General features: G+C 53.3%; 22 protein-coding genes. 15 read left to right on the forward strand and 7 right to left on the reverse strand.

The features are described 5' to 3' along the window. Positions 1-32: 32 nt before the first annotated feature. Complete coding sequence (gene rimL / locus GF617_RS03370) at positions 33-581, forward strand: 50S ribosomal protein L7/L12-serine acetyltransferase (protein ID WP_203451052.1); 549 nt, start codon at positions 33-35, stop codon at positions 579-581. Here rimL and ydcK read toward each other — a convergent pair. Continuing rightward, positions 576-1,553 carry a YdcK family protein gene (ydcK, locus tag GF617_RS03375; RefSeq protein ID WP_203451191.1) on the reverse strand — a complete coding sequence of 326 codons (978 nt, stop codon included), beginning with the start codon at positions 1,551-1,553 and terminating at the stop codon, positions 576-578. The genes rimL and ydcK overlap by 6 nt on opposite strands. Positions 1,554-1,675: 122 nt before the next feature. Here ydcK and tehA point away from each other — a divergent pair, with 122 nt between their 5' ends. Further along, entirely contained in the window at positions 1,676-2,680 is a 1,005-nt protein-coding gene (tehA, locus tag GF617_RS03380; RefSeq protein ID WP_203451053.1) for a dicarboxylate transporter/tellurite-resistance protein TehA, read from the forward strand. After that, positions 2,677-3,270: a tellurite resistance methyltransferase TehB gene (gene tehB / locus GF617_RS03385; protein ID WP_203451054.1), complete on the forward strand. Its 594-nt coding sequence runs from the start codon at positions 2,677-2,679 to the stop codon at positions 3,268-3,270. The genes tehA and tehB overlap by 4 nt, the downstream gene beginning before the upstream one ends. Here tehB and pepT read toward each other — a convergent pair. Further along, positions 3,267-4,496: a peptidase T gene (gene pepT, locus GF617_RS03390; protein ID WP_181623463.1), complete on the reverse strand. Its 1,230-nt coding sequence runs from the start codon at positions 4,494-4,496 to the stop codon at positions 3,267-3,269. The two genes, tehB and pepT, sit on opposite strands and share 4 nt — an antisense overlap. 112 nt (positions 4,497-4,608) lie before the next feature. Here pepT and GF617_RS03395 point away from each other — a divergent pair, with 112 nt between their 5' ends. Together GF617_RS03395 and GF617_RS03400 are read left to right on the forward strand one after the other, a co-directional pair. Further along, entirely contained in the window at positions 4,609-6,204 is a 1,596-nt protein-coding gene (locus GF617_RS03395) for an ABC transporter substrate-binding protein (protein WP_203451055.1), read from the forward strand. A 135-nt stretch (positions 6,205-6,339) separates the two neighbouring features. Further along, complete coding sequence (locus tag GF617_RS03400) at positions 6,340-7,014, forward strand: DUF3313 domain-containing protein (protein ID WP_181623465.1); 675 nt, start codon at positions 6,340-6,342, stop codon at positions 7,012-7,014. Between the two features lie 40 nt (positions 7,015-7,054). Here the strand turns inward: GF617_RS03400 and GF617_RS03405 are convergent, their stop codons facing one another. Then, positions 7,055-7,951, reverse strand: a complete 897-nt coding sequence (locus GF617_RS03405; RefSeq protein ID WP_203451056.1) for a DMT family transporter — start codon at positions 7,949-7,951, stop codon at positions 7,055-7,057. 171 nt (positions 7,952-8,122) lie between these two features. On the opposite strand from GF617_RS03405, the gene GF617_RS03410 reads away from it, so the two are divergent. Further along, positions 8,123-8,995, forward strand: coding sequence for a helix-turn-helix domain-containing protein (locus GF617_RS03410; RefSeq protein WP_181623467.1), 873 nt, complete (start codon positions 8,123-8,125; stop codon positions 8,993-8,995). Here GF617_RS03410 and GF617_RS03415 read toward each other — a convergent pair. Further along, positions 8,975-10,141, reverse strand: coding sequence for a benzoate/H(+) symporter BenE family transporter (locus GF617_RS03415; protein ID WP_203451057.1), 1,167 nt, complete (start codon positions 10,139-10,141; stop codon positions 8,975-8,977). The two genes, GF617_RS03410 and GF617_RS03415, sit on opposite strands and share 21 nt — an antisense overlap. 92 nt (positions 10,142-10,233) lie before the next feature. Between GF617_RS03415 and GF617_RS03420 the strand changes: the two genes are divergently transcribed. Further along, entirely contained in the window at positions 10,234-10,761 is a 528-nt protein-coding gene (locus GF617_RS03420; RefSeq protein ID WP_203451058.1) for a helix-turn-helix domain-containing protein, read from the forward strand. A gap of 80 nt (positions 10,762-10,841) precedes the next feature. Further along, positions 10,842-12,806 carry a U32 family peptidase gene (locus GF617_RS03425; protein WP_203451059.1) on the forward strand — a complete coding sequence of 655 codons (1,965 nt, stop codon included), beginning with the start codon at positions 10,842-10,844 and terminating at the stop codon, positions 12,804-12,806. Here GF617_RS03425 and GF617_RS03430 read toward each other — a convergent pair whose 3' ends face one another. The 3 genes from GF617_RS03430 to ftrA all read right to left on the reverse strand — a co-directional run bounded on the left by GF617_RS03430 (position 12,807) and on the right by ftrA (position 14,796). Then, positions 12,807-13,037 carry a DUF2554 family protein gene (locus GF617_RS03430; protein ID WP_181623471.1) on the reverse strand — a complete coding sequence of 77 codons (231 nt, stop codon included), beginning with the start codon at positions 13,035-13,037 and terminating at the stop codon, positions 12,807-12,809. It lies immediately after the preceding gene. Between the two features lie 140 nt (positions 13,038-13,177). After that, the gene (locus GF617_RS03435; protein WP_203451060.1) at positions 13,178-13,483 is read right to left on the reverse strand and encodes a hypothetical protein; all 306 of its coding nucleotides are present in this window, start codon (positions 13,481-13,483) and stop codon (positions 13,178-13,180) included. Between the two features lie 320 nt (positions 13,484-13,803). Then, positions 13,804-14,796, reverse strand: a complete 993-nt coding sequence (gene ftrA, locus GF617_RS03440; RefSeq protein WP_181623473.1) for a transcriptional regulator FtrA — start codon at positions 14,794-14,796, stop codon at positions 13,804-13,806. Between the two features lie 73 nt (positions 14,797-14,869). Here ftrA and GF617_RS03445 point away from each other — a divergent pair, with 73 nt between their 5' ends. The 7 genes from GF617_RS03445 to urtE all read left to right on the forward strand — a co-directional run bounded on the left by GF617_RS03445 (position 14,870) and on the right by urtE (position 22,194). After that, on the forward strand, positions 14,870-15,271 hold the full coding sequence (locus tag GF617_RS03445) for a rhodanese-like domain-containing protein (RefSeq protein ID WP_181623474.1): 402 nt from the start codon (positions 14,870-14,872) through the stop codon (positions 15,269-15,271). A gap of 168 nt (positions 15,272-15,439) precedes the next feature. Then, the gene (locus GF617_RS03450) at positions 15,440-16,543 is read left to right on the forward strand and encodes a cobalamin-independent methionine synthase II family protein (RefSeq protein WP_181623475.1); all 1,104 of its coding nucleotides are present in this window, start codon (positions 15,440-15,442) and stop codon (positions 16,541-16,543) included. A 201-nt stretch (positions 16,544-16,744) separates the two neighbouring features. After that, complete coding sequence (gene urtA, locus GF617_RS03455) at positions 16,745-18,016, forward strand: urea ABC transporter substrate-binding protein (protein ID WP_203451061.1); 1,272 nt, start codon at positions 16,745-16,747, stop codon at positions 18,014-18,016. A gap of 25 nt (positions 18,017-18,041) precedes the next feature. Continuing rightward, positions 18,042-19,616, forward strand: coding sequence for an urea ABC transporter permease subunit UrtB (urtB, locus tag GF617_RS03460; RefSeq protein ID WP_203451062.1), 1,575 nt, complete (start codon positions 18,042-18,044; stop codon positions 19,614-19,616). Beyond that, positions 19,616-20,689 (forward strand): urea ABC transporter permease subunit UrtC, encoded by a 1,074-nt coding sequence (gene urtC / locus GF617_RS03465; RefSeq protein WP_181623479.1) that lies wholly within the window; start codon positions 19,616-19,618, stop codon positions 20,687-20,689. The genes urtB and urtC overlap by 1 nt, the downstream gene beginning before the upstream one ends. Beyond that, a complete protein-coding gene (gene urtD / locus GF617_RS03470) occupies positions 20,689-21,486 on the forward strand; it encodes an urea ABC transporter ATP-binding protein UrtD (RefSeq protein ID WP_181623480.1) in 798 nt (265 codons plus the stop codon). Before urtC ends, urtD begins: the two co-directional genes overlap by 1 nt. Positions 21,487-21,495: 9 nt before the next feature. Continuing rightward, the gene (urtE, locus tag GF617_RS03475; RefSeq protein ID WP_203451192.1) at positions 21,496-22,194 is read left to right on the forward strand and encodes an urea ABC transporter ATP-binding subunit UrtE; all 699 of its coding nucleotides are present in this window, start codon (positions 21,496-21,498) and stop codon (positions 22,192-22,194) included. Positions 22,195-22,213: the final 19 nt, after the last annotated feature.

Genomic DNA, 22,213 nt, shown 5'->3' on the forward strand with positions numbered 1-22,213 from the left:
TTTGGGAGAAGGAACAGGGATGAGGAGGGACAATGACCGCAACGCAAGCCGAAACCATCGCGGTTACCGATCGCATCACACTCCGCGCGGTTGAAGAGCGCTACACCGCAGAACTGCACAATCTGGTTACGAAAAACAGAGCCTGGCTGCGAACCGCCTTCGACTGGGCGCAGTATGTTGGTACTGAAGATGACACCCGGCGTAATGTGCAGAGCAATCAAATGTTGCACCAGCGCGGGTACGCCAAAATGTACCTGATCTTTCAGGATGATGTGCTGGCTGGCGTGCTTTCGTTCAACGCCATCGAACCGACCAATAAAACCGGGTATATCGGTTACTGGCTGGATGAGGCGCATCAGGGGAAGGGCATCCTTTCACATGCGCTCCAGGCGTTTATGCGTTATTACGCAGAGCGAGGCGAAATTCGCCGTTTTGTCATTAAATGTCGGGTGGATAACGTCAGAAGTAATAAGGTGGCACTGCGCAACGGCTTTGTTCTGGAAGGTTGCCTGCGTGAGGCAGAGTTTCTCAACGGCCACTTTGACGATGTGAACACGTACGCGAAGATCGTTTCGCTATAATGCCCCCAGCAGCGGGGTACGGGTAATGCGCTGATTGCCGTTGATCACCTTTTCACCGCGCAGGTGGATGTTTTCTCCGAAAGCCTCGATCACCGCATCGTCGGTGATCTCAATCCGGTGTTCGATCAACACATCGCCACTGATACGCACTCGCCCCTGAATCACAACCCGGTCATCAATCAGAATCGGGCCACCTCTCAGCCATGCCTGACCGCCGATCAACACGTGGTGTTTAATGACACAGTTGCCTTCTATCACTGCATTCTCTGCAACCTGCGAACTGTAGCGCAGGGTGGGGATTGCGTCGTCGTCAACCCCTGCAATCAAACGAGCGTTGCCATACACTTTGGCGCAGTCGCAGACCCAGACATTATTGAGATCGTTACCCTCAATCAGGGCGTGGTCGTACACTTCGGCACGGTGCTCAATAAAAGCAAAATTCACCACCGCATCACCATAGATCTGCGCCTGATGAACAACGCGAGACTGACTCACGGTCGCATTGCCGTAGATTTTCAGGATTTGCTCATGGTCAGCAGTCAGCCCTTTTGCCGCGATTACCACGCTGTGGTTCAGTATCCGGGCATTGCCGAAGATATGACATTCGCCACGGATCTCTGAATGTTGAACGGTGACGTTGTCACTTATTAGCGCGCTGTGGCTGATTTGTGCCGCCTCTATCAGGCTGTTACCCGTTATTTTGGCGTGATGGCTAATGACACAGGACTGGGTGATACGGGCGTTGTCCGCGATTCGGGCATGACCAAAAACCACGCTGTTTTCATCGTAAACCCAGCAGTTCCCGTCCTGGGAGAGGGAATGTTCGTCCTCAACCCAACCCCCTTTTGTCCCGCTGATGATGTCGTTAAAATCCGACATTGCGATAATTTGACGCAGAGTTGTCGTGGCTTGTTCCTCGCCGTTTTTCCAGTGCCACTGGCGGGTTTCATCGCTAAGCCGATACTTTGTCATCATCATCTCTCTGATAAGTGCCTTAACTAAACGTAGCAAACTTTGGCTTTTTCGAAGTACTGGCATACGCAGGGGAAACCCCTTAAAATGGCATTTAAAATACAGTTTAAGATTTAAAATAAATGCATAAAGATAATCACACCCAACAGGCCCTCAACTTACCCTCCGGCTACTTTGGCATGGTGCTGGGGACAATGGGCATGGGCTTTGCCTGGCGCTATGCCAGCACGCTCTGGCCCGTGACTCGCTGGCCTGGCGACATTCTGGTTGCTCTGGCGGTGTGTATCTGGTGTTTACTGACGGTGGCATTCATCACCCGGGCTGTCCGTTTTCCTCACAGTGTACTGGCTGAAATGCGCCATCCGGTGATGAGCAGTTTTGTCAGCCTGTTTCCGGCAACCACAATGCTGGTGGCCATTGGTGTTGTTCCCTGGTTTCGGCCCCTTTCACTGGTCTTGTTCAGCATCGGCGTCGTGATACAACTCAGCTATTCTGCCTGGCAGAGTGCCGGGTTGTGGCGAGGGCAACACCCACAGGAGGCCACCACGCCGGGGTTATACTTACCTACCGTCGCGAATAATTTCATCAGCGCAATGGCTTGCGGCGCACTAGGGTTTCATGATGCGGGTCTGGTATTCCTGGGCGCGGGGATTTTCTCCTGGCTCAGCCTCGAACCGGTCATTTTGCAACGTCTGCGTAGCGCCGGAGAACTACCTTCACCTTTGCGCACATCGCTCGGCATTCAACTCGCGCCAGCTCTGGTGGCCTGTAGCGCCTGGTTCAGTGTGAATGGTGGTGAAGCCGATACCTTTGCCAAAATGCTGTTTGGCTATGGACTGTTACAGCTCCTGTTTATGCTGCGCCTGATGCCGTGGTATCTCTCACAGCCGTTTAATGCCTCTTTCTGGAGCTTCTCGTTCGGTGTCTCTGCGCTTGCGACCACTGGTTTGCATTTGGGGCAGGGCAGCCCAGCGGGTTTCTTCCATGCCATCGCCATTCCCCTGTTCATTTTCACGAATGGCATCATTGCGATGCTGTTAATACGTACTTTTATCTTGCTGATGCAGGGCAAACTTCTTGTTCGCACTGACAAAGCACGGCTTATGCTTCCTGAGGAAAAACAATGACTGTTGATGAAAACTATTTCACCGAGAAATATGGTCTGACGCGTACACACTCAGAGGTGTTGTACAGCGCAGGCATCGTTAAACCGGGTAAAACGCTCGATCTGGGCTGTGGAAATGGCCGTAACAGCCTGTATCTGGCGGCTAACGGCTACGATGTGACCGCGTGGGATAAAAACCCAATGAGCATCGACAATATTGAGCGTATTAAAGCGGCGGAAGAGATCACCAACCTGCACGCGGCGATCAACGATCTGAACACCCTGAGCTTTGACGGGGAATACGATTTTATTCTCTCCACCGTGGTGATGATGTTCCTGGACGCAAAAACGATCCCGGGTCTTATCGCCAATATGCAGCGTTGCACCACACCCGGTGGTTACAACCTGATTGTTGCCGCCATGGATACGCCAGATTATCCGTGTACGGTTGGCTTCCCGTTTGCCTTCAAAGCCGGTGAACTGAGCAACTACTATGAAGGCTGGGAACTGCTGAAATACAACGAAGAGGTCGGTGAGTTGCATCGCACCGACGAAAACGGTCATCGCATCAAGCTGCGCTTTGCCACGATGCTGGCACGTAAAGCGCGTTAACGCGCGGCCAGCAGACAGATTTGCAGGGCTGTATGGTAAGACGCCTCGAACGACGACAGCGGCAAAAACTCAAATTTCGAGTGGAAGTTATGAGCGCCCGTGAAGAAGTTCGGGGTAAGTAACCCTTTTGCCGATAATGCTGCGCCGTCCGTGCCACCCCGCATGGGTGTCGGTTTCGGCGTGATGCCCAGAGACGCCATAGCTTCAAACATCAGGTCAATGGCGCGGCGGTCTTCGCCGATGGCGTTACTGATATTGCTGTAAGTATCCTCAATGCGGTATTCCACGCTGGCCGTAGGGTGTTGTGCCGCAATGAGACCCGCCACATCGGCGATCTGCTGCTTACGGGCCGCAAAGTGAGTTTTATCAAAATCGCGGATGTTGGCTTTCAACACCGCCTCGTTTTGCCCGGCCTGAATACCGTTAAACCAGATATACCCTTCACGGCCTTCTGTGCATTCCGGTGTTTGCTGGCGATCGAAATGGCTGATGAAGTCGGTTGCCATTAGCAGGGGATTGACCAGTACGCCTTTGGCTGACATCGGGTGGGCTGTTACGCCGGTGAAGCGGATCTCGGCGGCGGCAGCGTTAAAGTTCTCATACACAATCTCCCCCAGCTCACAGCAGTCAATGGTCCAGGCAAAATCCACATCGAAACGCTTCAGATCCAGCGCTTTTGCCCCGTTAAGCCCAATCTCTTCATCGGGTACAAAGGCCACCACAATATCGCCATGTTGATGCCTGGCCGTCAGGTTTTCCAGCACGGTCATGACCACTGTAACCGCCGATTTATTATCTGCGCCTAATACACTGGTTCCATCGCTGAAAATAATCTCTTCATTGGGGTAAGCCAGTATTTCAGGGTGCTCATCAACGCGTAGCCAGATGTCTTGCTCTTTATTCAGGCAGAGGTCTTCACTGGTGAAAGTTAATATTTGCGGATGAATATCCGGTGATAAACCGACGTCGACGGTATCAATATGGGTAATAAAACCGATACGCGGTGCTCCGGCTACATTGCCTTTTTTCACGGCGGTGACAGTGGCGAATTCGTCAATCACAATCTCGTCTAAACCCAGACGGGTAAGCTCGTCAGCCAGTTCCCGCGCCATATCATGCTGGCCTGACGTGGAGGGCAGTGTTTTCACTTTGGGATCGCTCTGGCTGGTAATGGCAAGATAACGAAAAAAGCGTTGGGTTAATTGTCTGGAGAGTGCTGAAGCCATAGTGATTCCCTCTTTTTTTGTTTTATCAGGTGTTTGCAATATCACTTTAATGTTATTTATGAAATGGCAAAAGAATTAATTAGCCGTCGAATTAAAAAGACAGGAATAAAAGATGAAAAGCAAACTCACAGTTTTAACTCTGGCGATTGCGGCACTGACGGTCAGTTCCACCGTTGCGGCGAAAACGCTGGTGTATTGCTCCGAGGGATCACCGGAGAACTTTAATCCTCAGTTATATACCTCGGGAACCAGCGTCGATGCCAGCGCCGTGCCGGTTTACAATCGACTGGTTGATTTTAAACCCGGAACCACGGAGCTGGTTCCGAGCCTCGCTGAACGTTGGGATGTCAGCGACGATGGCAAGGTTTATACCTTCCACCTGCGAAAAGGGGTGAAGTTTCAGAGCAATAAAACCTTTACGCCAACACGAGACTTTAATGCTGATGATGTGATTTTCTCCTTCATGCGCCAGAAGGATGCGAATCACCCGTATCACAATGTCTCCAACGGCAGCTACTCCAACTTCGAAAGCCTGGAGTTTGGCACGCTGATCACCGCGATTGATAAAGTGGATGATCACACCGTGCGCTTCACGCTGGCGCACCCTGAAGCGCCATTTGTCGCCGATCTGGCATGGTATTTTGCCTCGATCCTCTCAGCTGAGTATGCCGACGCGATGCTCAAGGCCGGTACGCCAGAAAAAGTGGATATGGATCCGATTGGCACTGGCCCCTTCAGGCTGGCGCAATATCAAAAAGATTCACGCATCCTCTACACGGCTTTCCCGGATTACTGGCAGGGCAAGTCAAAACTCGACAGGCTGGTGTTTAGCATTACCCCTGATGCCGCCGTACGTTATGCGAAGGTCGAAAAAAATGAGTGTCAGGTGATGCCGTTCCCTAATCCGGCCGATTTAACCCGTATGAAGGCTAACCCCGATATCAACCTGATGAGCAAATCCGGGCTGAATACCGGTTTCCTCGCGTTTAATACCCAAAAACCGCCGCTGGATAACGTTAAGGTGCGCCAGGCGCTGGCTATTGCCATCAACAAACCCGCAATTATTGATGCCGTGTTCCAGGGGACAGGAACCGCAGCGAAGAACCTGTTACCGCCCGGTGTCTGGAGCGCGAACAGCGAACTGAAAGATTATGAATACGATCCTGAGAAGGCGAAAGCGTTGCTGAAAGAGGCGGGGTTTGCTAACGGACTTAGCATTGATTTATGGGCTATGCCCGTTCAACGCCCCTATAACCCGAATGCCAAACGCATGGCGGAAATGATTCAGGCTGACTGGGCGAAAATTGGCGTGCAGACCAAAATCGTGATCTATGAGTGGGGTGAGTACCTGAAACGGGTGAAGAGCGGTGAGCATCAGGCGGCGCTGATGGGATGGACGACAGCAACAGGCGACCCCGATAACTTCTTCGGCCCACTGTTTACCTGTACTTCAGCCAATGGCGGTTCGAACTCGGCTAAATGGTGCTACAAACCTTTTGACAACATCATTGCAGAAGCAAAATCGATAACCGATCACGAAAAACGTGTCGCGCTTTATAAGCAGGCGCAGCAGATAATGCACGATCAAATGCCTGCCGTCATGATTGCCCATTCGACGATTTTTGAGCCAGTGCGAAAAGAAGTGACGGGCTATGAAATTGATCCCTTTGGGAAACACCTTTTCTGGCAGGTTGACATTAAAGAGTAGCAAGGAACTGCCCGAATTGATTTCGGGCAGTGATTTATCAATTTGTGCTGCTAACCTCATTTTTTGCCACAACAAACCCGCCCACCTTTTGCTATAACTTCAAGTGCATACTTGCAAATAACATGGAATACCATCATGCGTACTCAAACTTTTTTTAAAGTTGCAGTGCTTTCTGGACTGTTGGCGTTGGCGGGCTGTGCTTCAAAAGTCACGTCACCCGAGCAGTATTCAGGTTTTTTAAAAGATTATTCTGGCTTGCAGCAAACCACTTCTGCGACAGGTAAACCGGTTCTGCGTTGGGTCGACCCGGCATACAGTGATGCGAAATATGACAATATTGTCTGGAATCCTATTACGTATTATCCAGCGCCTAAACCGACAACGCAGATTGGCCAAAAAACGCTTGATGAATTGCGGACGTATACGGACAACAAAATGAAAACGGCGATTGGCCAGCGTAAGCCTATTGTCGCAACACCAGGACCACGCAGTTTGATCTTCCGTGGTGCTATCACCGGTGTTAGCTCTAAACAGGAAGGGTTACAGTTCTACGAAGTTGTTCCTGTCGCACTGGTTCTGGCGGGTACGCAAATGGCAACCGGTCATCGCACTATGGATACCCACCTCTATTTTGAAGGTGAGTTGATTGATGCCGCGACAGGAAAACCGGTTATCAAAGTCGTCCGTAAAGGCGAAGGTAAAGAGCTGGCGAATGAAAATACGCCACTTGGCTTTGCTACGCTGAAACAGGTTGTTGATGATATGGCGACGGATGCCACCATGTTTGACGTGAAGAAGCCGGCGAAATAAGTCTCCAGGCCGGCCTGATGGAGTGCAGGCCGGCTTATTTTCAGGCAGTACGAAGCCGTCTGAACCAGGTTTCAGGTTTCGTAAACATCACCATATTCCCGCCCAGAATCAACAGCAAACCCACGATCCCATTGATGTGCCAGACATAACCTTCGTACACCGTTGAGATAGATAAAGCCACAAGCGGAAACAGTAAGGTGCTGTAAGCGGCTTTGCCCGCTCCAATGCGCCCGACCAGTGTGAAATATGCGCCAAACGCAATGACCGAGCCAAAGAGGGCAAGATAGAGCAGCGCGCCAATATAACTCACCGTCCATTCCGGCATGAAGTTATCACCGCGGATCAGCGCAATGCCGCCCATCACCAGCGTGCCGTAGAGCATAGCCCACGCGTTGGTTGTCATTGTCTCCAGACCGTTGCGCTGATGGCGCATGCTGATCATATTTCCCAGTGAAAAGCCATATGTGCCAAGTGCGGACAGGCCAATCCCCGTGAGCAGTGACGCGCTCCAGCCACTCGCCAGCAAGTCATCCCAGAAGAGGGTGACGATACCAATCAACCCCAGAAAAGCCGCTGTCCAGAAGCGGGCAGGCGGGCGTTGCCCGAAGAAAATAAAGCTATTGATGGCGTTATACAGCACGGCCATGGAGAAAATGACGGACTCCAGCCCCGTATTGATGTGAGCGGCGGCGGTGTAAAAGCACCAGAAGTTAAAGCAGAAGACACAACAGCCCTGAAGCAGGCAAAAGAGGTGATCTTTGAGCGCAAGTTTGCGCACGCGACGCAGCGCGATAAGCACAATCATCATGATGGCGCAGGCGACGGCAAAGCGCCAGAAAATAGAGACGGGAGCCGCGACAGGCCCTTGTTGCAGGAAAATTGCAATCCAGGTGGTTCCCCAGATAATCACCACCAGCCCATACAGTAATGCGTTCATGTGTCTCTCTTCTCACAGCCGAAAACGACATTGTGCTGGCAACGGCGATCGTGTGCTGTCACCGTTTTGCGCCGGGCTTGCAAATTCTTGCGCTTTTTTCTGTCGCCGCTACTGGAATCAGGGCGCGACAGTTCATAGACTGGGGATCTGTTTAATCACGTGTTAACGGTTATGTCTCGCGCTTACGATACTTTTGAAACGCTACGCCAGCAAAACGCAGTGCTCCGGGAAACCGTTGCGCTCAATTCGGGTATCCAGTTGGCGGCGTGGTACAACAAGCACGACACCATTACGGTTAAAAGCGATCACCACACCCTGAGCCTTTACGTAGCTGACGGCTACGAGAGCTACCAAAAGACACCGGCTGGCTGGAAGAATGGCGGTGGTCCGGATCGTTTCTGCCTGATGCCTAAAGACAGCGAATCCACCTGGGATATTCGTGATGATCTGTCATTTGTCCATCTCTATTGCACCGATGACCATTTGCGGGATATTGGGGAAAAAATCTGGGATAAACGCCCACTGACGTTGACGCTGGATGAAAAAATCTTTGGCAGCGACCCTAAAATTACTGCGCTTTATCGTCAGTTTTTACTGGGTTGCGACTGGCAGCAGAAAGCCAACCAGCTCACTCTGAGCACGGCGTCCACACTGCTGCTGACGCATCTGTTGCAGAATTATACCAACGTGCAATGGAAGTTACCGGTGGTGACTGGCGGGTTGTCACCCTTTATTTTGCGTAATGTACTGGCCTTTATTGAAGAGAATCTCGCGCAGCCACTGACCCTGGCCGAGCTGGCAGCGCAGGCCGCACTGAGTGAGTACCATTTTGCCCGTATGTTCCGCCAGTCGATGCAGCAAGCCCCTCATCAGTATGTGATGCACCGGCGGATGGAAAAGGCAAAAGTGCTGGTGAAATACACCGAAAGCCCGCTCACGGATATTGCACTCGCGTGCGGGTTTAACTCTGCCAGCCATTTCAGCAACCGCTTTCGCAGCATGATGGGGATGACGCCTTCGCAGCTACGCGCGGCGAGCGCGTGAAAATACAGCGTAACAGACTCCGCCAAGTACCAGTCCCCAGAAGGCTGACCCCATTCCAAGAATTGTGACGCCGCTAGCCGTCATCAGGAAAGTGACAATTGCCGCATCACGTTCCGCTTCATTGTTCAGCGCCTGATATAAGCTTCCACTTATTGTTCCCAGCAACGCCAGCCCGGCCAGCGTCTGGATCCAGTTCAGTGGAAGAGCGGCCAGTAATCCGGTAATGGAGCCGCCAAACACGCCAGCCAGCAGATAAAAGACACCTGCTGCCGCTGCCGCCATCCAGCGTTTACTGGCATCAGGATGGGCATCCGGGCTTTGGCAAATGGCGGCGGTAATGGCAGCAATACAGATGGAATAGACCCCGAAAGGCGAAAACAGCAGTGCCAGCGCGCCGGTAAAAATAATCAACGGTGAAACGGCAAGCGGATAACCGGATGCTTTCATGGTGGCGAAGCCTGGGGCATTCTGCGACGCCATTGTGACGAGGAAGAAGGGCAATCCAACGCTGATCAGGCTGGAAACGGTAAATACGGGTGCGATAAATTGCGGCATGACGACGGATAAGGTGATCTTGTCCGTGACAACGTCACCGCCAGCCCAGGCGACAAACCCCCCAACCAACAGGGTCGCGACAATGGCGTAGCGTGGCGCAAGGGCTTTCGCTGCCAGCCACGCCGCCAGCATGCTACCACACAGCAAAACGTGGCCATTCAGGTGTGTAAAGGCCTGGAGACCAAAACGCAGCAACACGCCAGCCAGCATCGCGGCGGCAAGTGAATGAGGTATCAGCTTCATCAGGCGCGCAAAAAGCCCCGTCACTCCGCAGAGCAGAATCAGCGCATTGGCAAAAATAAAAATTCCAATGGTTTCGGCAAGCGTCACGCCCTGCAAACTGGTGGCAAGCAGGGCGGCGCCTGGTGTTGACCATGCGGTGAGTACCGGCGCTTTATACCACCAGGAGAGCGCAAGGGTGCTGACGCCCATCCCCAGCCCGAGAGCGGTCATCCAGCCTGCAATCTGGTGCGCATCCGCACCAGCAGCAGCAGCGGCTTGCCAGATGATGGCAGCAGAACTGGCATATCCCACCAGCACGGCGACAAACCCAGCCAGTACGGCAGGAAAGAGATGAGAGGAACTGCGCATAGGAACTCCGTTGTGCGTTATAACGTCCGGTGCAATGTAACACTGTGCGTTATAGCGTACAAGTGATAGACTTCGCCCTAACAGGAGAGGTTATGGATATTACTCAACATCTTGCATCTACACTGAAAACACTGCGACAGGCACGCGGGTGGAGCCTGTCAAAATTGTCTGAAGAGACCGGGGTATCGAAAGCGATGCTTGGGCAAATCGAGCGCAATGAATCTAGCCCGACGGTTGCTACGCTCTGGAAGATTGCCACCGGACTGAACGTGCCGTTTTCGGCATTTATCACACCCGGTGCAAGCCCGCAGGCGGTCTTTGATCCGCAACAGCAAGCGATGGTGGTAAAACCGTTGTTCCCCTGGGATGACGCGCTCAAATACGACCATTTTTCCATTACGCTTGCACCCGGCACGTTGAGCGAGTCAACGCCGCACGAAGCGGGGGTGATCGAACATGTTGTGGTCATAAGCGGTGAACTGGAGATGAACATTGAAGGGGTCTGGCAGACGATTCAGGCTGATTCCGGCGTGAAATTTGCGGGCGATAAACCCCACGCTTATCGCAATAGTACGGCTCAGACCGTGCACTTCCACTCACTGATACATTATCCCCGCTGAAGGTACGCAAAACGGTTTCGCTGTCGCATACTTCTGACTACAATAGCCGCCATTTTGACCATAACGGATAACGACGACGTATGCGCCTGCAATCCCATCATCTCGAACTCTTAAGCCCGGCGCGTGACGCCTCCATCGCCCGTGAGGCTATCCTTCACGGCGCGGATGCCGTCTACATTGGCGGGCCTGGCTTTGGTGCTCGCCATAATGCCAGCAACAGCCTGAGTGATATCGCCGCTCTCGTGCCTTTTGCCCATCGCTATGGGGCGAAAGTGTTCGTGACGCTGAACACCATACTGCATGATGATGAACTGGAACCTGCGCAGCGACTGATTACCGATTTGTACCAGACCGGTGTTGATGCGCTGATCGTTCAGGATATGGGCGTGCTGGAGCTGGATATTCCCCCGATTGAACTGCACGCCAGCACTCAGTGTGATATCCGTACGGTCGAAAAAGCGAAATTTCTCTCCGATGTCGGCTTCTCCCAGATTGTGCTGGCCCGTGAACTGAACCTGAATCAGATCCGCGATATTCACCAGGCAACGGATGCGACTATCGAGTTCTTTATCCATGGCGCGTTGTGTGTGGCGTATTCCGGTCAGTGTAATATTTCACATGCGCAGACCGGTCGCAGTGCTAACCGGGGGGACTGCTCTCAGGCATGTCGCCTGCCGTATACCCTGAAAGACGATCAGGGCCGGGTGGTTGCCTTTGAAAAACACCTGTTGTCGATGAAAGATAATGATCAGACTGCCAACCTGGCTGCGCTGATTGACGCAGGCGTTCGTTCCTTCAAGATTGAAGGGCGCTACAAAGACATGAGCTACGTGAAGAACATCACCGCGCATTATCGTCAGATGCTGGATGCCATCATTGACGATCGTGGCGACCTGGCGCGTGCGTCAGCCGGACGTACCGAGCATTTCTTTATCCCGTCGACAGACAAAACGTTCCACCGTGGCAGCACCGATTACTTTGTTAATGCGCGTAAAGGGGATATCGGTGCGTTCGATTCGCCGAAATTTATCGGCTTACCGGTCGGTGAAGTGCTGAAAGTGGCGAAAGATCATCTGGATGTTCAGGTTACGGAGCCACTGGCAAATGGCGATGGTCTGAACGTGATGATCAAGCGTGAAGTGGTCGGATTCCGCGCGAATACGGTGGAAAAAACCGGTGAAAATCGCTACCGCGTCTGGCCAAATGAAATGCCTGCTGACTTATACAAAGCACGCCCCAATGCCGCCCTCAACCGCAACCTTGATCACAACTGGCAACAGGCATTACTAAAGACCTCCAGCGAGCGTCGTGTTGCCGTGGATATCGAACTGGGAGGCTGGAAGGAACAGCTAATCCTGACCATGACCAGTGAAGAGGGCGTCAGCGTAACGCATACCCTTGACGGTCAGTTCGACGTGGCTAATCATGCCGAAAAAGTACTGAACAGCCTGAAGGATGGCGTGGCGAAACTCGGTCAGACGATCTATTACGCGCGCAATATCGACGTCAATTTACCGGACGCGTTGTTTGTGCCGAATAGCCTCCTGAACCAGTTCCGTCGCGAAACGACGGAGAGGCTGGATGAGGCACGTCTGGCTCAGTATCCGCGTGGTAGCCGTAAGGCCGTTTCCGTACCTGCGCCGGTCTATCCCGATACGCATTTATCCTTCCTCGCAAACGTATACAACCATAAAGCGCGTGCGTTCTATCATCGCTATGGCGTGCAGTTGATTGATGCCGCTTATGAAGCACATGAAGAGAAGGGCGACGTGCCGGTCATGATCACCAAACACTGTCTGCGTTTCGCCTTTAATCTGTGCCCGAAACAGGCAAAAGGCAACATTAAGAGCTGGAAGGCAACGCCTATGCAGCTGGTGAATGGTGACGAGGTGTTGACGCTGAAATTTGACTGTCGGCCGTGTGAAATGCATGTGATTGGCAAGATGAAGAATCACATCTTTAAAATGCCACAACCGGGAAGTGTGGTGGCATCCGTCAGTCCGGAAGATCTGATGAAGACGCTGCCGAAACGTAAAGGCAGTTAATTAGCGAAAGTGAGTCTCGGGTTTGCGTGATTTCTGCCAGTGGTGGTGTTCGCGCAAACCGTCTGCTGAATCTTCGGCAACGCTGCGTAACTCATCGCTGTCGGCTTCATGACGAAGCTGGTGGTCGACATTCTTGACCCACAAAAATTCATGCCCTTTATGCCCCGCCATCAGTTGACCTGAGAATAATGCGCAGATCAACAACATGATTGAAAACCCTTTTTTAAACATTATCTCACCGCTGAATGATATTTCACGGCTATCATGAAGGTAATTTCATAGAGTTATTATTCAATAATTCAAATTAGCGCAAAGGGATTGTCAATTACTGTGGTGGCTGAAATAAAACAGGGGCGTTGTGCCCCTGCATTTTATCGGCGGTCGTCTTTCGGTGGCAGCGGTTTTTTACCCTCTTTTGGCGGCTGTTTACCGTCATTATGCTGCGGGCGTTTGCCATCATGTTGCGATTTATTATTGTGATGCTGAGTCTTATCGCCGTTCAGATGCTGCTGCGGTGCTTTGCCCTGATGCTGTGGTTGTTTGCCATCTCGTGGTGGTTGCTTTTCGTTATGCTGAATGGGGGGCTTCTCAGGCTGGACGGGCGGTTTGTTGTCTGCAAATACATGAGAAGAGAGCCCCAGCGCAATGACCGCGGTAAGTGTGGCAAATTTTTTCATGTCGATAATTCCTTTCTCGTTTATTTAACGGCGGTGATTTCAGCACCGAAAAATGGAGAAAATGTGGATGACCTGGGATATTCAGATTCGGCCTGGATTTGCAGCGGAAAGAGAGAAATATGCAGACTGAAATCGCGAAATTTCAGCATGGTTAAAACGTTTGTTTAGCCTTCATTGAATTTTCCAGTGTTAGGGTTACATCAGATCCAACCCGGCAGGGAATGTCGGGAACCCAGAGAAGAAATACAGATCTATCCATGCAAGCATTTACCGCCAGTTTCTGGCGGTTTTTTTTGCCTGTACTTCGGTGGTTAGCGGAATTAACGGAGAAATTGTTTACGATATTCTCCTGGGGAGATCGCATAAAGCTGACGGAAGTGGTGTCGCAATGTGGCTGACTGACCAAAGCCGGTCTGTTCCGCAATGCTATCGATGCTTAATCGACTATTTTCCAGGTAATCTTTTGCCCGTAACAGACGTTCATTGAGCAGCCAGCGTGAGGGAGTTGTTCCGGTTGCATCCTGAAAACGGCGCAGGAACGTGCGTTGACTCATCCCGACACGCCGCGCCAGCGAGTCAATACTGTGCTGAAGCGCAAGGTGCTGATGCAGAAAGTCGAACAGTTGTCCAATACGCTGGCTTTCCCGCAGTTGTGCCACTGGGCGGCTAAGCTGCTGTGTTTGCGAGCCATCCCGGTGCGGTGGGATCACCAGGCGACGCGCAACATGGTTGGCTGCTTCCATACCGTAGTCCCGACGGACCACATGCAGGCACAAATCAATCCCTGCCGCGCTACCCGCTGAAGTCAGAATGTCGCCTTCATCCTGATAGAGGACATCTTCCACGACGGTGACGGCCGGAAAACGCGTTTTGAGTTGCTCAAGGTAACGCCAGTGTGTGGTAGCTTTTCGCCCGTCGAGCAGGCCAGATGCGGCAAGAACGAAGACGCCGGAACAGATTGACATTATCTGGCAGCCCCGGGCACTGGCCTCCCTCAGTGCTTCACTCAGCGCAGCAGGAACAGGTGAATCCACGCCACGCCAGCCAGGGATCACCACCAAATCGGCCTCTTCAAGAAGGCTGAGATCACCGTCAGCAAGCATCCTGATCCCACCTGTTGCGCGAAGCTCACCGCGATCAACTCCGACAACAGCAAAACGATACCAGTCATCGCCCATCTCCGGGCGCGGCAGGCCGAAGATCTCAACGGCGACGCCAAACTCAAAGGTACAGAGTCCGTCATAGGCCAGGACGACCACGCGCGGGCGAAAAACCGGTCTTAACGTTGTCATCTTTTTGCTGTTTTCTGGCATGAGTGGATACATTCGCCGGATGAATTTTTGGATAGAGTAGTGTTAACACAAACGCCAAAGAGGAGGAAGGGTCATGAGTTATGTTACTGAATTTCCAACTGCTGAACCGCAGGAAGCCGTCGCACATTTTCTGCGTCGTCTGAGTGTTGAGACGGATTGCGCGGATGTGCATCATGCGCTGGCAAACCATGAGCAGGATTTCGTGTTGCTGCATGTCGTGGGTAAACCGGAACAGTTTGCACGCCGCCACCTTCCTGGGGCCATCCATCTGCCGTGGTCACAGATGACGGCTGAACGTATGGCGGAATGGCCAGTAGAGACGATTTTTGTGGTTTATTGTGCCGGTCCGCACTGCAACGGCGCGGACAGAGCGGCATTAAAGCTCGCGCGTCTGGGGTTGCCGGTCAAAATCATGATTGGTGGCATCACCGGCTGGGAGGACGAGAACCTGGCATTCGCCAGTGATATTTCATGATCCTCCTGCCGAACATGAATTTTTTTCAATACAGGTGAAATTTTCTCGTTTGTCGTGAAGCAGCAGATATGACATCTTTTTTGGACATTTAGACATCCAGAAGTCTAAAGGTTCAAATAATGAATTATCACTGTTGGCAATTATCGCCAGCAGACAAAGGAGATTTCCATGCAGCGACAACACGCCCCATACCGCGCCGATGTAGTCGGCAGTTTTTTACGTCCCGATGCCATCAAACAGGCCCGTCTGCAGTTTGCCAGCGGTGAGATTGATGCCGGGCAACTGCGTGCTGTTGAGGATGAGGCGATCCGTCATGTTGTCGAACAACAATGCGCCTGTGGGTTGCATGTGGTGACCGACGGTGAATTTCGTCGTGCATGGTGGCATTTCGATTTCTTTGATGGGTTGCAGGGTGTTGAACGCTACGATTCGCAGCAGGGCATCCAGTTCAATGGCGTGCAGACTAAAGCCCATGGCGTACGCGTAACGGGGAAACTGGGTTTTGGTGATCATCCAATGCTGGAGGATTTCCGTTACCTGAAAAGTATCAGCGGTAATGCGCAGCCGAAAATGACCATTCCAAGCCCGAGCGTGCTGCATTTCCGTGGCGGTCGTAAAGATATTGATGCCACGGTTTACCCGGATCTGGACGCCTATTTTGACGATCTGGCGACCACCTGGCGCGATGCAATTCAGGCGTTTTACGCGGCGGGCTGCCGTTACCTGCAACTGGATGACACCGTCTGGGCTTATCTTTGCTCCGACGATCAGCGCCGCCAAATCCGCGAGCGTGGCGATGATGCCGATGAACTGGCGCGCATTTATGCCCGCGTGTTGAACAAAGCGCTGGAAGGCAAACCGGACGATCTGACCATCGGCCTGCATGTTTGTCGCGGTAACTTCCGTTCAACCTGGATCTCTGAAGGTGGCTATGAGCCTGTGGCAGAAATCCTGTTCGGTACGGTAAACGTGGATGCCTTCTTCCTGGAATATGACAATGACCGTAGCGGTGATTTTGCACCATTGCGTTTTGTCCGTCCGGGCAAACAGCAGGTAGTGCTGGGGCTTATCACTACCAAAAATGGCGAGCTGGAAAACCCACAGGGCGTGAAGGCGCGGCTGGAAGAGGCGGCAAAGTACGTGGCAAAAGATCAGATTTGCCTCAGCCCACAGTGTGGTTTTGCGTCCACCGAAGAGGGGAACGCCCTGAGCGAATCGCAACAGTGGGATAAAGTGCGTCTGGTGACGCAGATCGCCAGCGACGTCTGGTAATGCCTCTGGTACAACGCTGCATTATAAAAGTGCAGCGTTGTACCATCCTGAGTCGTTTTCTCCGAATCCTCTTTTCTCATCCCTGAAAATCCGCATCCTCCACCCTGGCATCTTTTTTGCTCTCCTTAAGCTGACGTTTTTATTTTCTGCGTCCATGCCGTAATGGACGTTTAGCGCAGCTTTCTTTTCAGGAGTGAAAATATGCACCGTCGTACCTTGTTAAAAGCTTTTGCACTGTCGGCCTCTGTGGTCGCCATGGGAATGAGTTTTGGCGTCCAGGCTGCCGATACCATCAAAGTTGGGATCATGCACTCGTTGTCCGGCACGATGGCCATTTCTGAAACGCCCTTGAAAGATGTCGCGCTGATGACGATCGATGAGATCAACGCCAAAGGCGGTGTGCTGGGTAAAAAGCTGGAACCGGTGGTGGTGGACCCGGCATCTAACTGGCCGTTATTTGCGGAAAAAGCCCGGCAACTCCTGAGCCAGGACAAGGTCGCGGTGGTGTTTGGCTGCTGGACGTCGGTTTCACGTAAATCGGTATTGCCGGTCTTTGAAGAGCTGAACGGGCTGCTGTTCTATCCGGTGCAATACGAAGGTGAAGAGATGTCTCCGAACGTCTTCTATACCGGTGCAGCACCGAACCAGCAGGCGATCCCGGCGGTAGAGTACCTGATGAGTGAAGATGGGGGCAGTGCGAAACGCTTCTTCCTGCTGGGAACCGATTACGTTTATCCGCGCACCACCAACAAGATCCTCCGGGCATTCCTCCACTCCAAAGGCGTTCAGGATAAAGATATCGAAGAGGTATATACCCCGTTCGGTCATAGCGACTATCAAACCATTGTCGCCAATATCAAAAAATTCTCTGCGGGTGGCAAAACGGCAGTCGTGTCGACTATTAACGGCGACTCCAACGTTCCATTCTACAAAGAGCTGGCGAACCAGGGGTTGAAGGCGACCGATGTTCCGGTCGTGGCATTCTCCGTGGGGGAAGAGGAGTTGCGCGGCATTGATACCAAACCGCTGGTGGGTAACCTCGCGGCGTGGAACTACTTCGAATCCGTTGATAACCCGACTAACCAGGCCTTTGTGGCGGATTATAAAGCCTATGCCAAAGCCCATAAGCTGCCTAATGCCGATACCGTCGTGACCAACGACCCGATGGAAGCGACTTACGTGGGCATCCACATGTGGGCCCAGGCGGTGGAAAAAGCCGGGACGACGGACGTGGACAAAGTGCGCGCCGCGATGGCAGGGCAATCCTTTAAAGCGCCGTCCGGTTTTATGCTGACGATGGACGCAACCAATCATCATCTGCATAAGCCGGTCATGATCGGGGAAATCGAAGGCAACGGGCAGTTTAACGTGGTCTGGCAAACGGATAAGCCGGTGCGTGCTCAACCGTGGAGTCCCTACATTGCCGGGAACGATAAAAAGCCTGACCAGCCGATGAAAACCGCCAGCAATTAAGCTGATGCCATAAGGGAGAAAAGCCATGAACGCCATGCGCATTCTTGTCGCCATAGTGTGGCTTGCCGGACTGCTGCCAGGGATGGTGCAGGCAGCGGATGCCGATGTTTTTGTTGCCGCAAATCGCAGCCAGCAGGCTGCGATGCTGGAGCAGTGGGCAGCCGCGCCCGATCCGACGCGGCTGCCGTTGCTTCAGGCGCTGCAAAAGGAAAATCTGTACGTCGACAGTCAGAAGCATGCGTTTGCTCGCCACAACGACGCGATGATCGCCCTGGGGGAGTCGACGGCGGCTGAGGGGCAGACCAAAGCCGTTCGCCTGACGAACCGCCTGCGGGTGCTGGCCGCGACGGCGCTGGCAACGCATCAGCTTGTCAGTGACAACGTAACGGAAAGGCGAGTTGCCGCACGGCAACTTCAGCGTGATGCCCAGCCAGATATGCTCGATTTTCTGCAAAAACGCGTGAGCGGTGAGACGGATAGCGTGGCGCGTCAGGCGCTTATGCTGGCGCTTGCCAACCTGCAGTTAACCAGTCCGCAGGCGGATATTCGTCGTAAGGCTGTCGGGCTGCTGGGGCAGTCTGATGATCCGGATGTTCAGGCGAAACTCACACCGTTTACGCAGGCCCAGACCGAGCCGGATGCCACCGTTCGGGAGGCTGCCACAGAGAGCCTGCGTCACATCCAGCATCGCCTGATGTGGGGCGACATACTCGGACAAGCCTTTATGGGGCTTTCTCTTGGGTCGGTCTTACTTCTGGCTGCACTGGGGCTGGCGATCACCTATGGCCTGCTGGGTGTTATCAACATGGCTCACGGCGAAATGCTGATGTTGGGCGCATATGCCACCTGGATGGTTCAGCAGGGGATGACGCAGTTTACCCCGCAGTGGCTGACGCTTTATCCGGTCGTCGCTTTGCCGGTTGCGTTTATGCTCACGGCATCCGTGGGAATGATACTTGAGCGGACGATCATCCGTCATTTGTATGGCCGACCGCTGGAAACCCTGCTCGCCACCTGGGGCATCAGCTTGATGATCATTCAGCTGGTGCGCATGACATTCGGTGCGCAAAACCTTGAGGTCGCCAACCCGGCCTGGCTCTCCGGCGGGGTGCAGGTTTTTGCCAACCTGACGCTGCCGTGGAATCGGATTGTGGTGCTGGGTTTTGTCCTGCTGGTGCTGTTCTTTACCTGGCTTATCCTGAATAAAACCCGTCTGGGTCTGAACGTGCGTGCCGTGACGCAAAACCGCAGTATGGCGGCCTGTTGCGGCGTACCGACTGGTCGCGTTGACATGATGGCATTTGGTCTTGGGTCAGGTATTGCAGGTCTGGGCGGTGTGGCACTTTCGCAGCTCGGTAACGTCGGGCCGGAGCTGGGCCAGGGCTATATCATCGACTCCTTCCTGGTGGTGGTGTTGGGGGGTGTTGGTCAACTGGCCGGCAGCGTCGCGGCGGCCTTTGGTCTGGGCATTTTCAACAAAATCCTTGAACCACAGATGGGCGCGGTGCTGGGTAAAATCCTGATTCTGGTGGCGATCATACTGTTTATTCAGAAACGTCCGCAGGGATTGTTTGCCCTGAAAGGGAGGGTTACAGACTAATGAGCCAGCCACTTACCTTAACGCTGGCGCGCAAAGCGCCACGGACGACGCAAATTGTCGGCTGTTTGCTGGTCGCACTCTTGCTGATTATGCCATTTTTCGCCTTATTGCCCGCCAGCCATCCGCTGGCCTTATCGACCTGGATGCTGACCTTAACCGGCAAAATTCTCTGTTATGCCATTGTGGCGGTCGCGCTTGATCTGGTGTGGGGGTATGCCGGGATGTTATCGCTGGGGCACGGTATTTTCTTCGCGCTTGGAGGGTATGCCATGGGGATGTACCTGATGCGCCAGGCGTCTGGTGAAGGGCTTCCCGCATTTATGTCATTTCTCTCCTGGAGTGAGCTGCCCTGGTTCTGGTGGGGAACGCAGCATTTTGCCTGGGCGCTGGTGCTGATTGTGATGGTTCCTGGTCTGCTGGCGCTGGTCTTCGGCTGGTTTGCATTCCGTTCAAGAATCAAAGGCGTCTATTTCTCGATCATGACCCAGGCGCTGACCTATGCAGGAATGTTGCTGTTCTTTCGCAATGAAACGGGCTTTGGCGGCAATAACGGCTTTACCGGTTTCACGACACTGCTGGGCTTTTCCGTCACCGCCACCTCAACGCGTATCGCGCTTTTTCTGGCGACCGTCGTGTTACTGCTCCTGGCTCTGGGGGTTGGGTTTGCGCTGGCAAAAAGCAAGTTTGGCCGGATTTTAACGGCCGTGCGCGATGCTGAAAACCGGCTGACATTTTGTGGCTACGACCCGCGCGGATTCAAGCTACTGGTATGGACGCTTTCCGCCGTGTTGTGCGGCCTGGCGGGGGCGCTGTATGTCCCGCAGGTTGGCATTATCAATCCCGGTGAAATGTCGCCCACTAACTCGATAGAAGCCGCCATCTGGGTGGCTTTGGGCGGGCGTGGCACACTGGTTGGTCCCGTTATTGGCGCGGCACTGGTAAACGGTGCGAAAAGTATTTTTACCGTTGCGATGCCGGAATACTGGCAACTGTTTCTGGGGCTGATTTTTATCGCCGTCACGCTGTTTTTACCGCGCGGCGTCTACGGACTGTTTCGTAAGGGAGAGAAATAATGCAGCCAGCCGAAGGATTGTTTACCCGTCAGTTGCCGGGTGATCGGTTTCGTGACCAGACCGATCCCGTGCTACAGCTTGAGGCGATAAACGTTAATTTCGATGGATTTCAGGCGCTGACGGATCTTTCTCTGAATATTGGTGTTGGCGAACTGCGCTGTGTGATTGGACCAAATGGTGCGGGCAAAACCACGCTGATGGACGTCATCACCGGCAAAACCCGGCCTCAGAGCGGGCGGGCGATTTATGATCAATCGGTTGATCTGACGGCCCTTGATTCTGCCGCCATCGCCCGCCAGGGCATCGGGCGGAAATTCCAGAAGCCGACGGTGTTTGAAGCGCTGACGGTATCAGAAAATCTTGAACTGGCGATGAAGAGTGACAAATCTGTCTGGGCAAGTTTGTGGGCAAAACTGAATAGCGAACAGATTGATCGCATCGATGAGATGCTGGTGCTGTTGCGTTTGAGCAGTGAACGGGACAGGCGCGCCGGGTTGCTCTCTCATGGACAAAAGCAGTTTCTTGAAATCGGAATGCTGCTGGTGCAGGACCCGCATCTGTTGCTCCTGGATGAACCCGCAGCAGGAATGACCGATGCCGAAACCGAGTACACGGCAGAGCTGTTTCGTACGCTGGCGGGAAAACATTCCCTGATGGTGGTGGAGCACGATATGGGCTTTGTGGAAACCATTGCCGATCATGTGACGGTCCTGCATCAGGGGCGGGTGCTGGCAGAAGGCTCGCTTCGCGACGTGCAGGCCAACGAGCAGGTAATAGACGTTTATCTGGGACGCTAAGGAGCCATGATGTTACAGGTTAACGAACTGAATCAGTATTACGGTGGGAGCCATATCCTGCGGGGTGTAAGTTTTGAGGCGGTGACTGGCGAAGTTACGTGTCTGCTGGGGCGTAATGGGGTTGGAAAAACCACGCTGCTTAAATGTCTGATGGGGTTGATCCCGGCACGTACCGGAGAGGTGATGTGGCAGGGGAAACCCATCACGCACAGTAAACCGCACCAGCGGGTGCAGTCGGGGGTGGCGTATGTGCCTCAGGGGCGCGAAATCTTCCCGCGCTTAACCGTTGAAGAGAACCTTCTGCTGGGGTTGTCCCGGTTTTCGGCGCGGGAAGCGAAAAACGTACCGGAGGAGGTCTGGCAGCTGTTCCCCATTTTAAAAGAGATGAAGTATCGCCGGGGGGGCGATCTTTCCGGGGGGCAGCAGCAACAGCTGGCGATTGGACGTGCGCTGGCAAGTCGTCCTCAACTGCTTATTCTGGATGAACCCACGGAAGGCATTCAGCCTTCAGTAATCAAAGAGATTGGCCTGGTGATCCGTAAACTTGCTGACCGGGGCGATATGGCGATTCTGCTGGTGGAGCAGTTTTACGATTTTGCAGCAGAGCTGGCCGATAGCTACTTGCTCATGTCCCGAGGGACGATCATTCAGCGTGGCCGGGGTGAAAATATGGAGCAGGAAGGTGTGCGCGGACGGGTTGCGATCTGAGATGTTATAATATAACATT

It is taken from the genome of Lelliottia sp. RWM.1 (assembly GCF_016859735.1).
Taxonomy (GTDB): Bacteria; Pseudomonadota; Gammaproteobacteria; order Enterobacterales; family Enterobacteriaceae; genus Enterobacter.

What these genes read in the sequence shown, in the direction of transcription:
- urtD (WP_181623480.1), top strand. Translation starts at nt 20,689, where the DNA reads ATGCAGCCAGCCGAAGGATTGTTTACCCGTCAGTTGCCGGGTGATCGG.
- urtC (WP_181623479.1), top strand. Translation starts at nt 19,616, where the DNA reads ATGAGCCAGCCACTTACCTTAACGCTGGCGCGCAAAGCGCCACGGACG.
- GF617_RS03435 (WP_203451060.1), bottom strand. Translation starts at nt 13,483, where the DNA reads ATGAAAAAATTTGCCACACTTACCGCGGTCATTGCGCTGGGGCTCTCT.
- GF617_RS03415 (WP_203451057.1), bottom strand. Translation starts at nt 10,141, where the DNA reads ATGCGCAGTTCCTCTCATCTCTTTCCTGCCGTACTGGCTGGGTTTGTC.
- ftrA (WP_181623473.1), bottom strand. Translation starts at nt 14,796, where the DNA reads ATGCCAGAAAACAGCAAAAAGATGACAACGTTAAGACCGGTTTTTCGC.
- ydcK (WP_203451191.1), bottom strand. Translation starts at nt 1,553, where the DNA reads ATGACAAAGTATCGGCTTAGCGATGAAACCCGCCAGTGGCACTGGAAA.
- tehB (WP_203451054.1), top strand. Translation starts at nt 2,677, where the DNA reads ATGACTGTTGATGAAAACTATTTCACCGAGAAATATGGTCTGACGCGT.
- urtA (WP_203451061.1), top strand. Translation starts at nt 16,745, where the DNA reads ATGCACCGTCGTACCTTGTTAAAAGCTTTTGCACTGTCGGCCTCTGTG.
- rimL (WP_203451052.1), top strand. Translation starts at nt 33, where the DNA reads ATGACCGCAACGCAAGCCGAAACCATCGCGGTTACCGATCGCATCACA.
- GF617_RS03420 (WP_203451058.1), top strand. Translation starts at nt 10,234, where the DNA reads ATGGATATTACTCAACATCTTGCATCTACACTGAAAACACTGCGACAG.
- GF617_RS03395 (WP_203451055.1), top strand. Translation starts at nt 4,609, where the DNA reads ATGAAAAGCAAACTCACAGTTTTAACTCTGGCGATTGCGGCACTGACG.
- GF617_RS03410 (WP_181623467.1), top strand. Translation starts at nt 8,123, where the DNA reads ATGTCTCGCGCTTACGATACTTTTGAAACGCTACGCCAGCAAAACGCA.
- GF617_RS03445 (WP_181623474.1), top strand. Translation starts at nt 14,870, where the DNA reads ATGAGTTATGTTACTGAATTTCCAACTGCTGAACCGCAGGAAGCCGTC.
- pepT (WP_181623463.1), bottom strand. Translation starts at nt 4,496, where the DNA reads ATGGCTTCAGCACTCTCCAGACAATTAACCCAACGCTTTTTTCGTTAT.
- GF617_RS03450 (WP_181623475.1), top strand. Translation starts at nt 15,440, where the DNA reads ATGCAGCGACAACACGCCCCATACCGCGCCGATGTAGTCGGCAGTTTT.
- GF617_RS03405 (WP_203451056.1), bottom strand. Translation starts at nt 7,951, where the DNA reads ATGAACGCATTACTGTATGGGCTGGTGGTGATTATCTGGGGAACCACC.
- GF617_RS03400 (WP_181623465.1), top strand. Translation starts at nt 6,340, where the DNA reads ATGCGTACTCAAACTTTTTTTAAAGTTGCAGTGCTTTCTGGACTGTTG.
- urtB (WP_203451062.1), top strand. Translation starts at nt 18,042, where the DNA reads ATGAACGCCATGCGCATTCTTGTCGCCATAGTGTGGCTTGCCGGACTG.
- urtE (WP_203451192.1), top strand. Translation starts at nt 21,496, where the DNA reads ATGTTACAGGTTAACGAACTGAATCAGTATTACGGTGGGAGCCATATC.
- GF617_RS03430 (WP_181623471.1), bottom strand. Translation starts at nt 13,037, where the DNA reads ATGTTTAAAAAAGGGTTTTCAATCATGTTGTTGATCTGCGCATTATTC.
- GF617_RS03425 (WP_203451059.1), top strand. Translation starts at nt 10,842, where the DNA reads ATGCGCCTGCAATCCCATCATCTCGAACTCTTAAGCCCGGCGCGTGAC.
- tehA (WP_203451053.1), top strand. Translation starts at nt 1,676, where the DNA reads ATGCATAAAGATAATCACACCCAACAGGCCCTCAACTTACCCTCCGGC.